This is a genomic window from Bacteroides sp. L008 (assembly GCF_040812255.1).
Classification (GTDB): domain Bacteria; phylum Bacteroidota; class Bacteroidia; order Bacteroidales; family Bacteroidaceae; genus Bacteroides; species Bacteroides vicugnae.
In genome coordinates, this window is the sequence record NZ_JBFNXO010000001.1 from 1,320,443 (window position 1) to 1,337,002 (window position 16,560).

Annotated in this window: 15 protein-coding genes; all 15 read right to left on the reverse strand. The window is 34.5% G+C overall.

From position 1 onward, the window contains the following. Window positions 1–53: 53 nt before the first annotated feature. The 15 genes from AB3G73_RS05340 to AB3G73_RS05410 all read right to left on the reverse strand — a co-directional run bounded on the left by AB3G73_RS05340 (window position 54) and on the right by AB3G73_RS05410 (window position 16,514). Entirely contained in the window at window positions 54–1,460 is a 1,407-nt protein-coding gene (locus AB3G73_RS05340) for an undecaprenyl-phosphate glucose phosphotransferase (RefSeq protein ID WP_004295814.1), read from the reverse strand. 37 nt (window positions 1,461–1,497) lie between these two features. Beyond that, window positions 1,498–2,253: a glycosyltransferase family 2 protein gene (locus AB3G73_RS05345; RefSeq protein ID WP_004295813.1), complete on the reverse strand. Its 756-nt coding sequence runs from the start codon at window positions 2,251–2,253 to the stop codon at window positions 1,498–1,500. Between the two features lie 42 nt (window positions 2,254–2,295). After that, the gene (locus AB3G73_RS05350) at window positions 2,296–3,258 is read right to left on the reverse strand and encodes an NAD-dependent epimerase/dehydratase family protein (protein WP_367743409.1); all 963 of its coding nucleotides are present in this window, start codon (window positions 3,256–3,258) and stop codon (window positions 2,296–2,298) included. 40 nt (window positions 3,259–3,298) lie between these two features. Next, window positions 3,299–4,405 (reverse strand): glycosyltransferase family 4 protein, encoded by a 1,107-nt coding sequence (locus AB3G73_RS05355; protein ID WP_004308889.1) that lies wholly within the window; start codon window positions 4,403–4,405, stop codon window positions 3,299–3,301. A gap of 11 nt (window positions 4,406–4,416) precedes the next feature. Beyond that, window positions 4,417–5,445, reverse strand: a complete 1,029-nt coding sequence (locus tag AB3G73_RS05360; protein ID WP_367743416.1) for a polysaccharide pyruvyl transferase family protein — start codon at window positions 5,443–5,445, stop codon at window positions 4,417–4,419. Window positions 5,446–5,454: 9 nt separating this feature from the next. Beyond that, a complete protein-coding gene (locus AB3G73_RS05365; protein ID WP_004295809.1) occupies window positions 5,455–6,441 on the reverse strand; it encodes a nitroreductase family protein in 987 nt (328 codons plus the stop codon). Between the two features lie 18 nt (window positions 6,442–6,459). Continuing rightward, a complete protein-coding gene (locus AB3G73_RS05370) occupies window positions 6,460–7,581 on the reverse strand; it encodes a glycosyltransferase family 4 protein (protein ID WP_004295808.1) in 1,122 nt (373 codons plus the stop codon). 109 nt (window positions 7,582–7,690) lie between these two features. Beyond that, window positions 7,691–8,239, reverse strand: coding sequence for a DapH/DapD/GlmU-related protein (locus AB3G73_RS05375; protein ID WP_004295807.1), 549 nt, complete (start codon window positions 8,237–8,239; stop codon window positions 7,691–7,693). Between the two features lie 11 nt (window positions 8,240–8,250). Next, window positions 8,251–9,387, reverse strand: a complete 1,137-nt coding sequence (locus AB3G73_RS05380) for a glycosyltransferase (RefSeq protein WP_004295806.1) — start codon at window positions 9,385–9,387, stop codon at window positions 8,251–8,253. Between the two features lie 3 nt (window positions 9,388–9,390). Further along, window positions 9,391–10,608 (reverse strand): glycosyltransferase family 4 protein, encoded by a 1,218-nt coding sequence (locus tag AB3G73_RS05385; protein WP_367743425.1) that lies wholly within the window; start codon window positions 10,606–10,608, stop codon window positions 9,391–9,393. Beyond that, window positions 10,583–11,149 carry a hypothetical protein gene (locus AB3G73_RS05390; protein WP_229095204.1) on the reverse strand — a complete coding sequence of 189 codons (567 nt, stop codon included), beginning with the start codon at window positions 11,147–11,149 and terminating at the stop codon, window positions 10,583–10,585. Before AB3G73_RS05390 ends, AB3G73_RS05385 begins: the two co-directional genes overlap by 26 nt. 629 nt (window positions 11,150–11,778) lie before the next feature. Further along, window positions 11,779–12,861, reverse strand: coding sequence for a polysaccharide pyruvyl transferase family protein (locus AB3G73_RS05395; protein WP_367743426.1), 1,083 nt, complete (start codon window positions 12,859–12,861; stop codon window positions 11,779–11,781). Between the two features lies 1 nt (window position 12,862). Beyond that, window positions 12,863–14,011 (reverse strand): Coenzyme F420 hydrogenase/dehydrogenase, beta subunit C-terminal domain, encoded by a 1,149-nt coding sequence (locus tag AB3G73_RS05400; protein ID WP_004295802.1) that lies wholly within the window; start codon window positions 14,009–14,011, stop codon window positions 12,863–12,865. Continuing rightward, the gene (locus AB3G73_RS05405; RefSeq protein ID WP_004295801.1) at window positions 14,008–15,000 is read right to left on the reverse strand and encodes an acyltransferase; all 993 of its coding nucleotides are present in this window, start codon (window positions 14,998–15,000) and stop codon (window positions 14,008–14,010) included. The genes AB3G73_RS05400 and AB3G73_RS05405 overlap by 4 nt, the downstream gene beginning before the upstream one ends. After that, on the reverse strand, window positions 14,979–16,514 hold the full coding sequence (locus AB3G73_RS05410) for an oligosaccharide flippase family protein (protein WP_217723480.1): 1,536 nt from the start codon (window positions 16,512–16,514) through the stop codon (window positions 14,979–14,981). Before AB3G73_RS05410 ends, AB3G73_RS05405 begins: the two co-directional genes overlap by 22 nt. Window positions 16,515–16,560: the final 46 nt, after the last annotated feature.

Below are 16,560 nucleotides of genomic sequence, written 5' to 3' on the forward strand. Positions count from 1 at the left end.
TAAACGCCCTTTAATTTCTAAGTTTTTATTATCGTCTTTTTATTGTCAATTATTTAATATGCCTCTTTTTCTCCGCGTATGGCATTATACACTGTCTTATACATAATATATAAATCCAATAAAAAAGTCCAATGCTCTATGTACCAGATATCACGTTGCACGCGACCCTCCATCTGCCAGAGTTCTTTCGTCTCACCACGATAACCAGTCACCTGCGCCCAACCAGTTATTCCAGGTTTAACAAAGTGACGAACCATAAACTTATTTATCAGATTAGAATATTCCTCCGTATGCTTCAACATGTGTGGACGGGGACCTACAATAGACATATCACCCTTCAACACATTGATGAATTGTGGTAATTCATCCACACTAGTCTTCCTCATAATCTCTCCGATACGTGTTTTACGAGGATCGTTTTCCGTGGCCTGAAGAGTATCACATTGCGTATTAACCTTCATCGAACGAAACTTGTAACACCAGAATTCACGACCATCCTCACCACTGCGTTTCTGCTTGAAAAAGACAGGGCCGGGAGAACTTAGCTTGATCGCAATTCCGAAGAATATATAAACGAACGGGAAGACTGTAATAAGAAATAGCCCTGAACAAATGACATCAAAAGTACGCTTGATAATACGGTTCTCCAATGACTCCAATGGCTCACAACGAATGGAAAGCACAGGAACATTACCCAATAACTCAAAATGCATCCTACGTTTCAAATAGTTACGGACATTAGGAACACTAAAAAAACGGACCAAATGATTTTCACAGTAATTAATAATAGGAACAATCTCCGCACTACGCACAGAAGGAAGACTACAATAAAGCTGATTAATCTCTCCCGCATGTTTTTCTAAAAAAACACTTACTTCATTGGGTTGTCCCAAATATGGAACCTCCTGTGGATACCGACCCGAAGGAAAATCCTCGAAATAACCCAGTACACGATAACCAGACGTAGGATCATCCGTCATCGCATGATAAAGTTCCTGCATATTCTCATGGCTCCCAACCAATACGACCTTACGAACATTTCCTCCCTTTTTTCGATAAAGCTCCAGAAAGTGACGGGAAATTAAACGATAGCTGATAATAACAATTATTAAAGCAACATAAAACAGTCCGAAATATCGGGAATGTGAAAAATGAAAATGAAAAACAAGCAACGTACAAACCGATAAAAAGACAAAAGGAACCATGTTACGTAAAACACGGATCATAATCTGTTCAGGACGTACCACAGGACGATGAAGAATAACACCTGAATGCATATTACAAAGTAAATAGCACAGAGTGATAAGAGTCATACCCTGAAAGATAGAACCGCAATGAATACACCAGAAACGGGTACCCAGAAACAAATTAAATCCCCATAAAAGCAGGTTCAGCAAAATAAGATCCCCAAAAAGGACCAAAGATTTTAGGACTTTGTTAAAACGTTGGACTTCCTGCATACACTTTATTTTTATAATTCTTATCTGGAATAATTACCTATTTTTTCAGTAATGCGAGTACAAATTGCGGTACTTTCCAAGCCATCTTTTCCAATTTGGTCAAAGTAGGCCATAATCCGTGCGAGACATACACCCTAATATCCTCTTCCCACATCTTCTTACGTTTAGCACTATCAGTAGAAAGCCCACCCATACGCATCCGCACGATATATTCATTGAGATATGTCACCGTGAGTCCACCGGTCAACAGATAACGTACCAATAGGTCACTATCAGCTGCAATTTTATAACTCTCGTTATAAAGCCCCAGTCTCATCATTACATCGCGTCGTATATAGCAAGTGGGATGAAGCGGAAGCCATCCATGACGCACTTTCCAAAGACGATACCCTCCCCCAATCCAGTTGCGCACCACTTTGTTCGTATTATCAGGATTCACAAAGAGACCATCACCATATAAGAAATCAGCATGTGTCCGTTTTATTCGTTTTACAATGCGCCCAATTACCCCATTATCATAAAAAAAATCATCCGAATGCAGCAATCCAATTATCTCTCCCGTAGCCACACGAATACCCTTATTGATAGCCTCATACATACCATGGTCAGGTTCCGATATAATGATCGAAATTCGATCTACATATTCTCGGATAATATCCAACGAACCATCCGTACTGGAGCCATCCACCACAATAAACTCTATGTCATTATAATCCTGTGCTAAGACACTCTCGATAGCACTCCTAATCGTTGCTGCACGATTGTAGCACGAAGTTATAATTGAAACTTTCATAAAAAATAGCTTTATCCATTAATAAAACATATACTGCCTCTTTTACTCATATTTATGAATCCAATCTAAAGTGACCTTAGTACCCTCTACCCTAGATACCGGCAAATGAGGAGCTATTGATTTTATAGGCTCCAAATTATGAACATTGTTCGTTGTCATATTATGCAGTCGGAAGCTAGTCATAGGGAAAGCGATTCCTATTTTTTTTAAACAATCCCCCACATATCCCATCCATCGGAAGCAAAAATAAGGGACATGAGGAATTTTAATACTTTCGATATTTGCTATTTCATTAGCCCAATCTGTGATAGAATAGGCTTCGTAGTCTCCTAGATAATACACATTTCTGTTCACTTTTTCAGACTCCGCCTTCAAGATAGATTCTATTTGATAAATAGCATTGTCAACATATCCATACGTCTTTTTACAAGCTTTCTTGCCCATATGAAAATACATACGATTCATCACAATATGGAAAAATTTATCGTAAGGTTCTCCAAACCATGGTCCCCAGATTGATGTGGGCCTTATAATGCTCCATGTATAAGACGGATTTGCCTTCTTTATTCTTCTTTCTGTTTCAACTTTACTTTCTCCATAAAGTGTATGAGGTGCATAGTCTTCAAAATCTTTAGGCATGTATCCGGGTTCACACACATACATTGATGAAGCAAACACTGCTTTTTGGACTGTACCAGCTTCATCAATTGCTTTCAACAGGTTACTTACTCCAGTCATATTGGCATCGTAATCTTTCAAAGTCAAGCCTCTTAAATCTGTTCGAGCTGCCAGATGAATCACTATATCCGGTTTGTATTCCACAATTTTCTCCCTCAACTCTTCATACTCTCTAATATCCACGCGTTTCCAAAATCTATTGTGAGAATCGATTTTAGGCTCATTAATATCGAGAGTAAGAAGTTCGGCATCTATTTTTTTTAACAGATGTTCTATCAGATTAGTACCAATAAATCCGCTTCCACCTGTAATTAGTATCTTTTTCATTAATGAGGTATATGATTAATTTTCTTAGACTTTTTACTCATTATAAAAGGTTTATATATTCTTCTTGATAGCGCCTAGACATTACTTCAGAGGTAAACTCTTTAGTGTAAACGTATTGAATGTTTTCTGAAGCCTTTAAACTATCAAATTCCAGTATTCTTGTTATCCCTTCAAGCAACTCTTTCTGATTGTGTTGATTGTAGAGAATACCTGTATCATCTCCCAACATATTCATTACTGCTCTATGCGATGGAATATCAGACAAAAGCATAGGAAGTCCAACACTCATACTTTCCAACAAGGTATTCGCCAATCCTTCTGTATTGGAAGCCGATATATAAAAATCAGATGCAATTATATAATCATAAACCCTGTTTGAAAAACCAGGCATTATGATATTTGTACTTTCTTGTTTTTTAAGCTCATCCCACATGGGGCCCTTACCAAGCATCACAAGTCCAATGTCTGATCTGTCGAGTAAACGAAACGCATGGATGATAATATCAGGATTCTTTTCTTGTGAGAATCGACTAATAAAAATGAAATATTTCATCCCCTCTTTCAATCCAAATTCTTTTCGATATTTTGATTTTTCATCGTCATTATACTTCCAAACAGGCATAGAGGAACCATTAGGAATACATTTAAAATCCCAACCTTTATTAGTTAAATAATCTTCTCTAATATTGGGAGCACAACAAATCCCATTTTTTATCCAACGAGTGAAAATATGATCAAGTAAAATAACAATTTCACCTTTAATTTTGCCATATAATACAATCTGAAACTCATTTGGATAATTGTGAATAGTGAATATCTTAATAAATTTCTTTGGAAGAAATGCCATAAGATATAAAGATCGCGGACAATGAGCATGTAACACATTCGGTTCAATCTCATTAACAGTGTCTTTTAGCCTTAAATATAATGAAATTGGATTCAGAAATTTATTCTTCGAAAGTTGATATATACTTATAGGTAATTTTGAGAAATCATGCATTCTTGTCGTTTCTTTCTCTGGAACAAATGTAATAATAGAGACTTCAAATTTTAAGAAATCAATATTCTTAATGATGTTATACATTACATTGACAGGTCCTTCGTTGCATAGCGAGGACACTAAGTAGCAAATTCGTTTCTTTTCCATAGCCTATACCTCTATTGAAGAGCATTTTTAAGATAATCCCATGAAACTTTCTTTAAAATTTCAAGCTTTGAATTCACTTTATTGTAATCTATTTTTTTATTTTGCAGTTCACGGTATATAATTGGATCATTTTCATCAAAATATCTATCTTCAAGACCCACAGATTTAAGTAAATCCTTTAATCTACTATTTTTCCCATTACTAGGAGATATCACAACAAACTGTTTATTGTAAATCAAGCTGAAGGCTAATCCATGAAAAGAGTCCGTTATTACAAATTTAGCTCCGGCAATATACCTAATCCAATTCTCAATCGATGGTGGATAAACATACCTAAAACCAAATGTAGGTCTAATGGTTGAAATCATTTTTGGTGTTTTACCCAAAGATCTCGATAGCCTGATTGTTTTCTCCAATTGTAGTTTACCTCTATTGAGTAAATAACAAATCACCTCATCATTATTCACTATACTTCCTGTTATTTCATTATAGTCAGCATGTAATAGCGTAGGGTCTAAAACTACTTGTGAGTTGAGTTTAAATAAGCTATTCAAAAGATATTTTCCAGTCTCTTCTCTAACACTTATGCTACAAAATCTATGAAGAGAGCTATTTATGCTCGGTAGTAAACTCTGATATTGTTCAGGCCATTTTGAAATTCCAAAACTAGAAGCATAGGAGATTCTTCGAATGTCAGATTCTCCAAAATCCAAGAAGTATGCCAAGCATTTACTCTGACTGATCCCCGGATTCCAAACTTGATCACTGCCTACCATTAAACAATCATAATTTGAAGCTATTGCATTTAAGTCGTCCATAGATTGAATCACCTTTGTTTCACTAGGATAAAATGTTTCCATAAATCTATCAAACGCTTTTATCTTAAAATAAAAGATTATCGAACTATTCGATCTTTTTTCATCTTGCCGGAAATTTATAAATTCAACTTCATGACCTAGTTCTTTTAGGGCTCGACACGTTGCATAACTTTGCATTACTGCACCATAGTTTGCAGAATGATGATATGTTAGTAATCCCATTCTCATCACTTATTGATTAAATTTTACATACTGTTTATATGAATAGCGATGCGAAACTGCAACTTTAAAGTCATCCTTATACGTTCCAACACCTATCAAAAGAACTGGAATCTCATTTCCGGGAATATTCATTTCTTGCTTTATCTTTTTTATGACTCTCCATTTATGTCCCATAGTCAATGGTATGGTAGCTAATCCATTATAATGAAGGGAGTAAAGAAGATTCATCGCATAAAGTCCTCCATCAACAAAAGGTAGATTTTGTTCATAAAAGCCATAATTCCTCAAATCACCACATATAAGAATAGCACATTGCATTTGTTCATAAAACCCCTTGCTCCCTCCTTGTAACTTGAACATTTTTTCAACTAACTTATTTTCTGTATACACATGAATTACCCAACTCTGTCTATTACAAGCTGATGGAGTGCGTTCACAAAGTTTTAATGCAGCATAAACTTTATCTATATCTAATGGTGAATCACCAAAATCACGAATAGAAAAACGTGATTGAGAAAATGAATCAAAAGGACATTGGGTTTTACTTGAAACATCTTTTAAGCTAAGATTATATATTCCGCCAACATCATTGCTTTTTATATTGTAACAAGAGCACAATTTATTGAGTGCTATCTCTATATCAGCCATAGCAGCACCCATATTCTCATTAAATTCGATATACTTCTGTAAGACGGAGACAGATTCAACAACAAACTGTTTCGAGCCACCTTTTTTTAGCAAATCCGCAAGATCCTCAATAAGAGAAAATGCCTTTTCTTTTCCAAATCCCACCCTTACTCTACCAATAGACATTCCCTTTTCCAAGGCATGTATTCTGATTTGCAATTCAGCTTGTTTCTTATATATATCCTTTGTTTGATTTGTGCTTCCATTATACAAAGTCAATGAAAAGGATTCTCCTATTTTTTCATATATAATCCGTAGCCATACAATAAAGCTATTTCCTTTAATAGCTGATTTAAACCTTTCTTTCATTTGAAACAATCTAAAGATTTATTTACTCAATACATCATCAAACATTTTCACATACAGAGACGCAATTCTTCCAAACGAATAGTATTGTTCTGTATGCTCTGCCATTAAAGCTTTCAACTTACTATAATCACATGCATACTTATCTATGGCATTAGCCATTACACGAACTAAATCGTTTACATTCCCTGGTTCAAAAAGATATCCATTCACACCTTCAAGAATTTCATCAGAAAAGCCTAATAAATTTGATGCTATAATTGGAATATTATAATTAAATGCAATTTTTGTAGGGCCACTTTGAGACACTACTCTATAAGGTTGAACAAAATAGTCAGTGGAAGCAAATAGATTAGCTATTTCAGAATTATCTATTGACCGAATATCTATATCAAAAAGCTCTGGATATTTAATTTTTGTCTGATAAAAACTCCAATCTTTACACATACCATTAATCGATACCCTAAAGTTTCGATATCCTTTATCATAAAGTACACATGCAGCATCTATTAACAAATCAATATTTTTAGCATAATTAATTGTACCAAATGAAAGGAATCGAATAATACCATCTTTAGGTTTCACAATGGTAGGAACACCAAAGTCTTTTAAGGCTAATGGAATCTTAAATACCCTTGAACTAGGAAAATGTTTTTGAAAAAGCTCCGCTTGTGACTTAGAAAACATATTAACATATTTCACTCGTGAATAAACCAATCTACGCAGTATATTTAATAGTCTTTTATGTCCCATACCTATATGAACTTCTCCTTGATGTGCTGTTTGAATATAATGTCTCTTTGGTAATAAATAAAACATTGGCAATTTCCATGGTGAATAGATACTATCATTCATATAAATTATATCAGGAGTTTGCCTTTTTATAGCTTTGCCAAGGCGTATATTTATTAGAATATTCTTAGGATTGCGCATTTTATAATTGAACCTAAAAAATTCAATTGTCAAATTCATATTTTCTTTCCTTATTTGTTCGAAGTCTGACTCTTTGAACCTATTATTCCTACTAAAAAGTACGATCCAATGAATATCATAATGCTTTAAAATTTCATGCATATTGAAATAATTCAAATCGCAGTCAATGAAGCAATCTGGAGTAATCCAACATATTTTTTTCTTATTCATACAAAATAGGGTATAAGGTAAACACTAACGATATAAAGTTATTCACAATATTCATCGACAGAAGTATATATAATCCGTTTCATCGGATGCTAATCTCCATGAAGATTTACTATTGTAAGAGTAACCACCTCCTCGAACTTATACACTGATACTTTAAGTCATGATTTCGTTCGCCTATTATTTTTGCAGGAATGCCACCCACGATAGCATAATCTGGAACGTCTTTAGTCACTACAGCTCCTGCTGCCACTACCGCCCCCTTACCTATTGTTACCCCTTTTAATATTGTCGCTCCCACTCCAATCCAGACATAATCACCAATAACAATAGGTTGATGATCTCCTTCAAATGTGGGAGAGTTAACATCATGTCCACCGCTAATAATGTTGCATCGGTGACTAATCGAGACACTATTTCCAATAGTTATACCACCAAATGCTTGTAAAATACACCCTCTATTAATATGGGTATAGTTTCCTATATTTAGTTTTGTTACTCTGCCTATATATCCACACATATCAATTCGTGTATGATGGCCTATCTTGCCACCAAACATTATAAGACAATATTTACGTATTATGTGAGATGGAATATATGTAACTATATTGTTATAGAAATAACCAATTAGAGACATCAAAATAATTTTCAAATGGTTCATGGTCTTTTATTTTAATAGTTATCAATAAGTTCTATCCATCGTTGACCAACTCGTCTGACATCAAATTCTCGGCTTTTTTCCATGGCTTTAACGCTGATTATTTCTTTATTCTTTTTTGATAACAATATAAATTCTTTTATCTTCTGTACATATTCACCTTCATCGAATGGCGTAATGACATATCCATTGACCTTATCATCTATTATATCTGGTAGAGATGCAAATGAATTAAAAACAAATGGCACACATCCATACTGCATTGCTTCAATTAAGACCATACTAAATCCCTCGTAGTTACTTGTCATGCAACTGCATACGGCTTTTTTATAATATTCCGTCGGATTTTGAAAATCATGAAATGTGATACGTTTAAGACGCATTTCATGAGCCAGATTCTCATACAATTCTTTTTCGGGTCCTCCTCCTACTATTTCAAGTCTATAATCGAGTAATTCATTTTGCAGTCTTTTCCAAATATTAAGAAGAGATTGAAAACGCTTTTGTCTAGTATTTATTCTTCCGACATATAGAATCATTTTCTCTTTCTTCTGATAATCCAATTGATATTCTTCATCAATACAGAATGGATTGGGCAAAGCACATATACATTTAGGGTTGAAATCATAAAAACTTTTTAGGTCATCCCTAAAGAAATCAGAAAGAAGGACTATCTTCATTTTATTTAATTCAATTCTTCTGAATGATGCTAAATATCTCAAATCAAAACGTATACGTTTTAAGCATCTGTCAACAAAAGATTCTTTCAATATATTTGGCAACTTTGCCGAACTGGGATACATCAATTTGGATGGAACATTGTGTACATGAAAGAAAACCTTTTTATCAATTAACCGAGAACAGTAATTGAACAATTGATAACTTGGAAATGGACAAATTACAATATCTACAGCCATTTCCATCATTACCTTGTCTAACTTATCAAAATATCCAACATTATCAATAGAATACTCCATAAATATCGCTTTGGTATAGACGGAATTTTTATCATAATCAGTTTTTCTTTGATACGTAGCAAACACATTATATCCATGCTCCCTAAAATAAGGCACAAGATTATGATATACCCTTTCGACTCCTCCAGTTGTGGGATCTATTGCATTCGTAAACGTTATAAGTATATTTTTCATATACTATATTTCAGAATTGATGTATTCAACAAATTGTTTGTATTGAAGTTGATTATCAAATGATTGAGCTCTCAATACTGAATGTTGAGCCATATTTTCTAATTTAGCTTTATCCATACCATATATATTTTCCATTGCTGCAGCCAATGAATTAACCAGATTCGCATCATTCTCCACAACAATGCCGCACTCTTCATTAACGATTTCCGGCATTCCTCCACTTCTCGTTATAATGACAGGCAAGGAGCTTGCAATTGCCTCAAGGCAGGTAAGTGCAAAAGGCTCCTCCCATATGGAAGGGAATACACCCACATTTGCAATTTGATAATATCGATGAATGACTTCATACTTTACAAAGCCTGTAAATATGACCCGTTCTCCCAACTGATGAATGATAGACGCAAGTTCTTTTTCGAATAGGGACACGTAAGTAGAAGAAAATGCAAAACTTCCGACAATAAGCAAATAGGCATCAGGCATTTTATCTTTAGATTCCAAGAAAGCAAGTAGCAATTCTTTTATACCTTTGTAATTTCTCAATCTACCCGAGAAAACAAAAAGAAAAGAATTTGCAGGAATATTTAATGACTTTCTCAATGTATGTCTTTCTTCATTTGTAGTCCTTACATTGAACTGATTAAAATTGATTGAATTATATAATAGCTTGATGGCAGCACCATATTTTCCTTCAACATTTTTCTGCAACACAGTGCATATATAGTTGCTAATCCCCAAATAAAGGTCTGTTGATTTTGCATTCAAATCATCCCAATGACGCAAGCTATGGAGCGGTACATTATGTATGCGTTGTATAACGGGCAATGCGGTTTTCCTCTTTATATAATCAGCATTAATTGAAGAACCTTCCAAAAGAACAGCATCAATATTGTTACAATTCTTGATGAAACGAACCAACGCGCTTGCATAACAATATCCAATAAATGGCAGACCTGTCCGTAAGGCTATAAAATTATAACAACGCTTTAGAAAGTCTGTCATTCGATTCAAAATACTCGAAGTACTAACAAAGTGAAAATGGGTATATCTATACTCTTTTGCCTTTTCTCTTGCATTAACGTTATCAATAGAAAGAATTTCAAGCTGCATTTGCTTTTCTTTTTCATTGGTATCAACCAGAAGCTGAACCAATGTTTCTACTGCACCTCCCAAAACTGACGGTATGGGTAATGTCCCATTATTCATTATAGCGATTCTTTTCATACAAGGATATTTTATAAATGAGGTATAAACATATTGCTTGTATCAGAAAACATCCTTGACGGACAAATTCAGCAGACGTAAATGCACAAGTCAGAATGTATCCGAACCATACAGAAAGATATAAATATTTCTTGGGAAGTTTTGCAAATGCCGCTTTTAGTGACCACCATAACATTCCAATCAGGCTAAGTACTCCGGTCATCCAACTAATTCCCAACAATCCCCAATCGTAATAATGCAAGCCGTATGATTCATTTCTCACAATTTCTAAAGAATAAGATGTTCTCAATGCCCGGTTACATAATCCAGAACCCAAAAACATCTCTACCGCACTCTTATAATGATTACCATAATAATGGAACAAAGTTGCATATCTAATATAATCTTTATTACCAAAAGTCTGGTCGGATTCTTGCCTCTCCATCATTCTTTCAAAAACCGTTTGGAAGATGGGAGTAAGATAAAGCAGATAAGCACCTAATCCCCCTAATGCACACCAGAAGACAAGTTTCTTTGAAAAGCCGTTAAATCTTATAATCATTATTATAGAAAATACAGCAGAAAAGAACAGTAAAGTTCTAAATCCAAATAACAACATACACACCAATGAAAGCAACATGGGAAGTGTATAGTTCATTTTCTTCTCCAAGATTTTATTCAAACTATAAAAATATCCCAATGAATTAATGGACATTCCCACCATTCGAATTCGTCGGTTCAACACATCTATAGTTTCATTGTACTGATTGTTTTTATCTAGAAATACAAGTTTGGGATAGACTGAAACTTGATATAAGTAACAAAAGCAGAATATGATAAAAGCCCAGAACAATACCTTTTCAAGAACTTCAATACTTACATTGTATTTGCACAAGACAAAATAAAATACAATCATAAGATATATATTATATTCGCCCATAATACTGACAGGACTTTCATTCCTAAAATACATACACGACAAGATGCTTAGAAAGCAGCTAACTACAAAGATGGAAATGGGCTTACTGTAAGATGTTCCTTTTTTATAATAAAAGAAGAAAACACCCACCAACACGATAAATAAGTATCTAGGTATTGGAAGAAGACCGTAACCTTGTTCCAATATCAGACAAACTATTAATAATATCGGAAAGGAGTTTGCCAATGGATATCTTTTGACTATTGCATTATTCATCGTTGTATGGCCTGCTTTATAAATGTTTCCGAAGTCCGGACTATAATATCTAAATTAGGGGTGTTAAGAGACATTTCCTGAATATCCCCGCTATCTACATTAACTGTCGAATTTTCTATGCCGAAAGTATTCATTACATCCAGAGCCCGTCCATCGCCGGGCGCATTGAACAATACGGTTTTAAAAGGCTTGTTGAATATTATAGAAAATGCGGTTCCATGAAATGATGTTGTAACGACACATGAGGCATTGGCAAACAATCCCACAAATTCAAAAGGAGATGCTGTCAATATTCGATTCTTCATTTTTTTATATTCAGCCTCTGCTGTTACTTCAACAACACTCATGTGGTGTAATGCAGCATATTTATTTGCCATATCCAGTACCCTATCGTCTCTCTTTACCTGATATACAAGAAGGTATGGTTTGTCGGTAAAAGTTGGTTTGATAGCTACCTTTTGCCATTCATTGGCAGATAATAAAAACACAGGGTCTATAACTTTCGATATTTCTTTATTTATGAGTGGTTGCAAAATATTTTTAAGCTCTGACTCTCTAACTGAAATATTCTCAAAATTGGAGAGTACTTCTTTATATTTTTTATAGTCATCGGAGATGATTCGTTTGGCTTCAGTACTAGCTGCATAGGATATAAATTTGCCTTTATGACTGACACTTCCACAAAAGAATTTATCAAAGCCATTGGTAATGCTAGGATTCCAAACTTGGTCACTGCCACAAATTATTATATCATAGCCTGTGACTTCACTGTCTGTTTCCGTATATTTCCGAGTTGAAAGAGGTAAGCTATCTATAAATGATTGAAATTTGTCAGAACGTTCTTTTCTTACCGTTAAGAACGGTAATATTCTAAGAACAAAGATAACTTTTCGTATTATATTAAGTCGGGAAATTCTACGCCAAGGCATAATACCATGGGACATAGTTAACGATTTGGGTCTATAATCTATTATCTCCGCATCATAGTTATTCTTCCGCAAATACGTTACTAAAGCATAGGTCTGCAACACGGCCCCATAATTGTGAGCACAATGAAATGTCAATATTCCTATCTTCATATTAAATGGATAATTTCCGCTTAATTTTGTCCATAAACATTCTTAGTTGGTAACGATAACCTACATTTCCATATTTCCTGGCAACATACAAAAATCCTCTTTTTTGATAATCCTTTGCAAATTGATGCCAACGAGGATCTACAGACGAAGGATGTTGCAGATTGGGTTGCAATGAATTCATCAAGTCTACATGCTTTGTATGCAGCATATAAGAACATTCCCTAAAAAAACTACACCCCTTATCCGTGTTACAAATAACGAGCGAGATTCCTTTATTGTCTGTATTCATTTTCGGTACGACTTTTTCATATCCCCAAAAGTCTCCGATAGTCAAATCAGAAGGTCTGGAAAGATTGCAATATTTACAATGCTCACAAGAGGGCCGGGAAATTAATCCTGAATAAAAAAGATACCTTAACAGAAAGTCTTTATGAATAGAGTTATCTGTAAAAGTAAAACTTTCCATGTGTGGTTGGTTCCACCCAATGGATTTTTCTCGAAATTCTAATTTGATAACGTTTGATTTGAATTTTGATTCTGTATAGCCAAGATAATCTTTCCATATAGAAGGACTGGGCACTGCATGACAAATAATGTCTATAAGAATGAGATTTTTTCTTTGAGCTTTTCCTATATAACTATTCAAACCTGCTGTTTGACATGGAGTACCAGAGAATAAAACAACCAAACCTGCCTTCAAATCTTGCTTCACTTGGCGGAACACCGTATTCATATCGCTCTGTACATACTTACTTCCCTTGAATTCGCTACATTCTTCTTTTGTAGTTGCTCGTTTATGGACGACTCTAAAATGGTCAGCATATCCTGCACCATACACAACGCCACCATGTTCCAGAATATAATCAGACATAGCAACAAATACGGCTCCAGAACGGCTATATCTTAATTCTTCCTCATTTTTATGCCTTGCCGCATAAGCTAAAGGGTTATCTATATTTAAGCTTTTATCGTAATCGTCATTAAAAGCACACACCTTCTCACACAGACCGCAATCAACACACTTGCTTCGATCCACTTCCGGATAGAGAAATCCAAGCGCATCTGGTTTCATCGTGATAGCATCATGAGCGCAAATACTGGCACATGCAGTACATCCGCAACAATCTGCCTGATTATTGATATTTATCATTGTATCAACCGGATTTTTCTTATTACTATTATAAAGACCATCGTCGATAAGAACACTACAAATGGCGCAGTAAATGAGTATATATTTACTATAGAATTTGATGCTATCTTACCAACTATCATACCGATGATTGATATAAAAAGAGGATGAAAGATGTATATGTAAAGCGAATCTTTATTTCCAATAGTCGAATATATAGTTGGTTCTTTCTTCTTGAATGATAATACTAACAAGAATAGACATAGCGCAAGCAACGTGCTACTAAAATAATGTTCACGTCCGGGATTCTTGTCTAAATATAGCAATACCCATTTTTCCATTAGAGACGTCAATGAGAATAAAATGCCCCCAATAAGCCAATAATAGTATTTAATTTTACTAATCTTGTCACTATACTTCTTCAGACATGCCCCCAATGCAAAATATGGTAGACCGACAAACAAAAAGTTCCGTACATAGATAACTGGAAACTCTCTATCGAGAAAAAGTAAACTATACTTACCCAATATTAAGTCTGTCAGCAATAATATAGGAATGGCATAGAACATATATTTCCAAATCTTATACTTGCTTATAATCATTGCTATCAATAGTACATATAAATATGCCCCCAAATACCAAAGATGACCGCCAAAAGGATTTTCATTAAGAACTATAAAATTAAATAATTCACGAAGTGATGGTATGTAAACACTCCCTTGATGTATTGCCACAGCTTCTTTATAACAAGCAAACAACAACGTAGACCATACGATGATGTGCAAAATATTCCTAGTACTGCGTTTTAATCTCGATATTTCTATATCGCCATCGTTGAATAACAAATAACCACTAATCATAAAAAAGCAAGGCACTGCGCAACGTGTGAGTGGCAAGATGTAATCATGATATACACAATCAGTGTGAAGGAATACCACAAGGATTGCACATATAAACTTAAGAATATCTATTGAATAATTACGTTCTATCATCTTCTGATTTTTGCACATAAAGCACTGACCTTTGCCCAGACAAAAACTCTTTCTTCTTTACTACATCCTATATAAAATATCGAAATTGATGTGGTAAGTATTGACACTACAGATATAACTAAAAAGGATAAAAAGGTTTCATTTATGTTCTTTAATAATAATATTGGTAGAATCGCTGATGTTGACATTACCATCAAGACTTTTAAATACACATGTTTCAAATACTTGACAGAAGACAATCCAATCATTCCTCTGAGCATATAAAGACGTGCAACTAAACAGCATTGAGATATAAATATTGCAACAAACAATACAGACTCCGGTACACACCCCAAACGAAGAAAGATATATGATATAGGGAGATTCAGCATCTGCAGACCACCTACCATAATCTGATAGTTCCGAATTCTACCCGTGGCAAGCATGGCCGTAATCAATGGATTTGAAATAGATTCACTCATGGCAAAAAGCAACGTTAGCCGCACAAACAGAACTGCATGTTCCGGCACCAATTTCAGCCATAGCCCAAGAATATAGTGAGTATTGATAATCACCGGCAATGAGAGCAACAACAACATATAAAATGAGAACTTCGCTCCTTGAAAGATAAGTGCCATCATATAGTCTTGATTGCCAGAAGCATAAGATTTTGTAATTTGCGGATTTAATGCTGTCATAAAATTACTAACAAATCCTGAAATTGCTGAATTTACTTGCATAGCAATACCTTTAGCTGCATTTACAGACGGACCGAAAAACAAATTAATGACAACATTTCCACCTTGATCTCTTAACACGGATGAAGCAGCTCCAATGAAATTCCATCCTGCAAACCCAAACATATTCTTTAGAAGTTCTTTATCCCAACAAAAATGATAAGTACACTCTTTGAAATGCCTTTTACAATAATAGCCATAAGTAAAACGAATAATTATTGCTACAGAACACATCAAAATTGAATAAAACACCAATTTATCCATAGGAGCTATAACGATCAAATATGCAATAATAAGTTTGCCTATAGCTTCCAATATACTGATATAAGCAAAGGCCGACATTTTTTCATGTGCTATTATAGATGCGTTATATGGAACACTTATAAGATTTATGACAAAAGTGACAACAGAAAATTGGAGTACCCAATTAGCTGCCAGTATTCTATCTGCTGGAATAATCATCTTAGAATTAAGAAACCATACACCAACAATCTCTATTAATATGACTACGATTAAAGACAACAATATTTGGATAGTAACCGATGCTGAAAATATCTTATTCAGCTTACTTTGATCACCTTTCCCCAATTCAAAGGTAATAAATCTACTGATAGAAGCAGATAATGACCCCGATATTACCGAAAACATAGCTACAACGCCACCTACGACATTATATATACCAAAATCTTCAACTCCTAGAGCATCTAGTATGACACGTGAAGTATATAAACTCACGATCATCATAAAAAGCATACGAATATAGAGAAGTAAGGTATTCTTCGCTATTCGTTTATTGTTGTCTGTCGCTTGAGACATGTAAATATTTACTATATGCCTATAATACCTTTAAAAGTTATTCGGC

Bases quoted from the DNA above. Each gene is read 5' to 3' on its own strand.
- AB3G73_RS05340 (WP_004295814.1), bottom strand. From the start codon at position 1,460: ATGCAGGAAGTCCAACGTTTTAACAAAGTCCTAAAATCTTTGGTCCTT.
- AB3G73_RS05345 (WP_004295813.1), bottom strand. From the start codon at position 2,253: ATGAAAGTTTCAATTATAACTTCGTGCTACAATCGTGCAGCAACGATT.
- AB3G73_RS05350 (WP_367743409.1), bottom strand. From the start codon at position 3,258: ATGAAAAAGATACTAATTACAGGTGGAAGCGGATTTATTGGTACTAAT.
- AB3G73_RS05355 (WP_004308889.1), bottom strand. From the start codon at position 4,405: ATGGAAAAGAAACGAATTTGCTACTTAGTGTCCTCGCTATGCAACGAA.
- AB3G73_RS05360 (WP_367743416.1), bottom strand. From the start codon at position 5,445: ATGGGATTACTAACATATCATCATTCTGCAAACTATGGTGCAGTAATG.
- AB3G73_RS05365 (WP_004295809.1), bottom strand. From the start codon at position 6,441: ATGAAAGAAAGGTTTAAATCAGCTATTAAAGGAAATAGCTTTATTGTA.
- AB3G73_RS05370 (WP_004295808.1), bottom strand. From the start codon at position 7,581: ATGAATAAGAAAAAAATATGTTGGATTACTCCAGATTGCTTCATTGAC.
- AB3G73_RS05375 (WP_004295807.1), bottom strand. From the start codon at position 8,239: ATGAACCATTTGAAAATTATTTTGATGTCTCTAATTGGTTATTTCTAT.
- AB3G73_RS05380 (WP_004295806.1), bottom strand. From the start codon at position 9,387: ATGAAAAATATACTTATAACGTTTACGAATGCAATAGATCCCACAACT.
- AB3G73_RS05385 (WP_367743425.1), bottom strand. From the start codon at position 10,608: ATGAAAAGAATCGCTATAATGAATAATGGGACATTACCCATACCGTCA.
- AB3G73_RS05390 (WP_229095204.1), bottom strand. From the start codon at position 11,149: ATGATTATAAGATTTAACGGCTTTTCAAAGAAACTTGTCTTCTGGTGT.
- AB3G73_RS05395 (WP_367743426.1), bottom strand. From the start codon at position 12,861: ATGAAGATAGGAATATTGACATTTCATTGTGCTCACAATTATGGGGCC.
- AB3G73_RS05400 (WP_004295802.1), bottom strand. From the start codon at position 14,011: ATGATAAATATCAATAATCAGGCAGATTGTTGCGGATGTACTGCATGT.
- AB3G73_RS05405 (WP_004295801.1), bottom strand. From the start codon at position 15,000: ATGTGCAAAAATCAGAAGATGATAGAACGTAATTATTCAATAGATATT.
- AB3G73_RS05410 (WP_217723480.1), bottom strand. From the start codon at position 16,514: ATGTCTCAAGCGACAGACAACAATAAACGAATAGCGAAGAATACCTTA.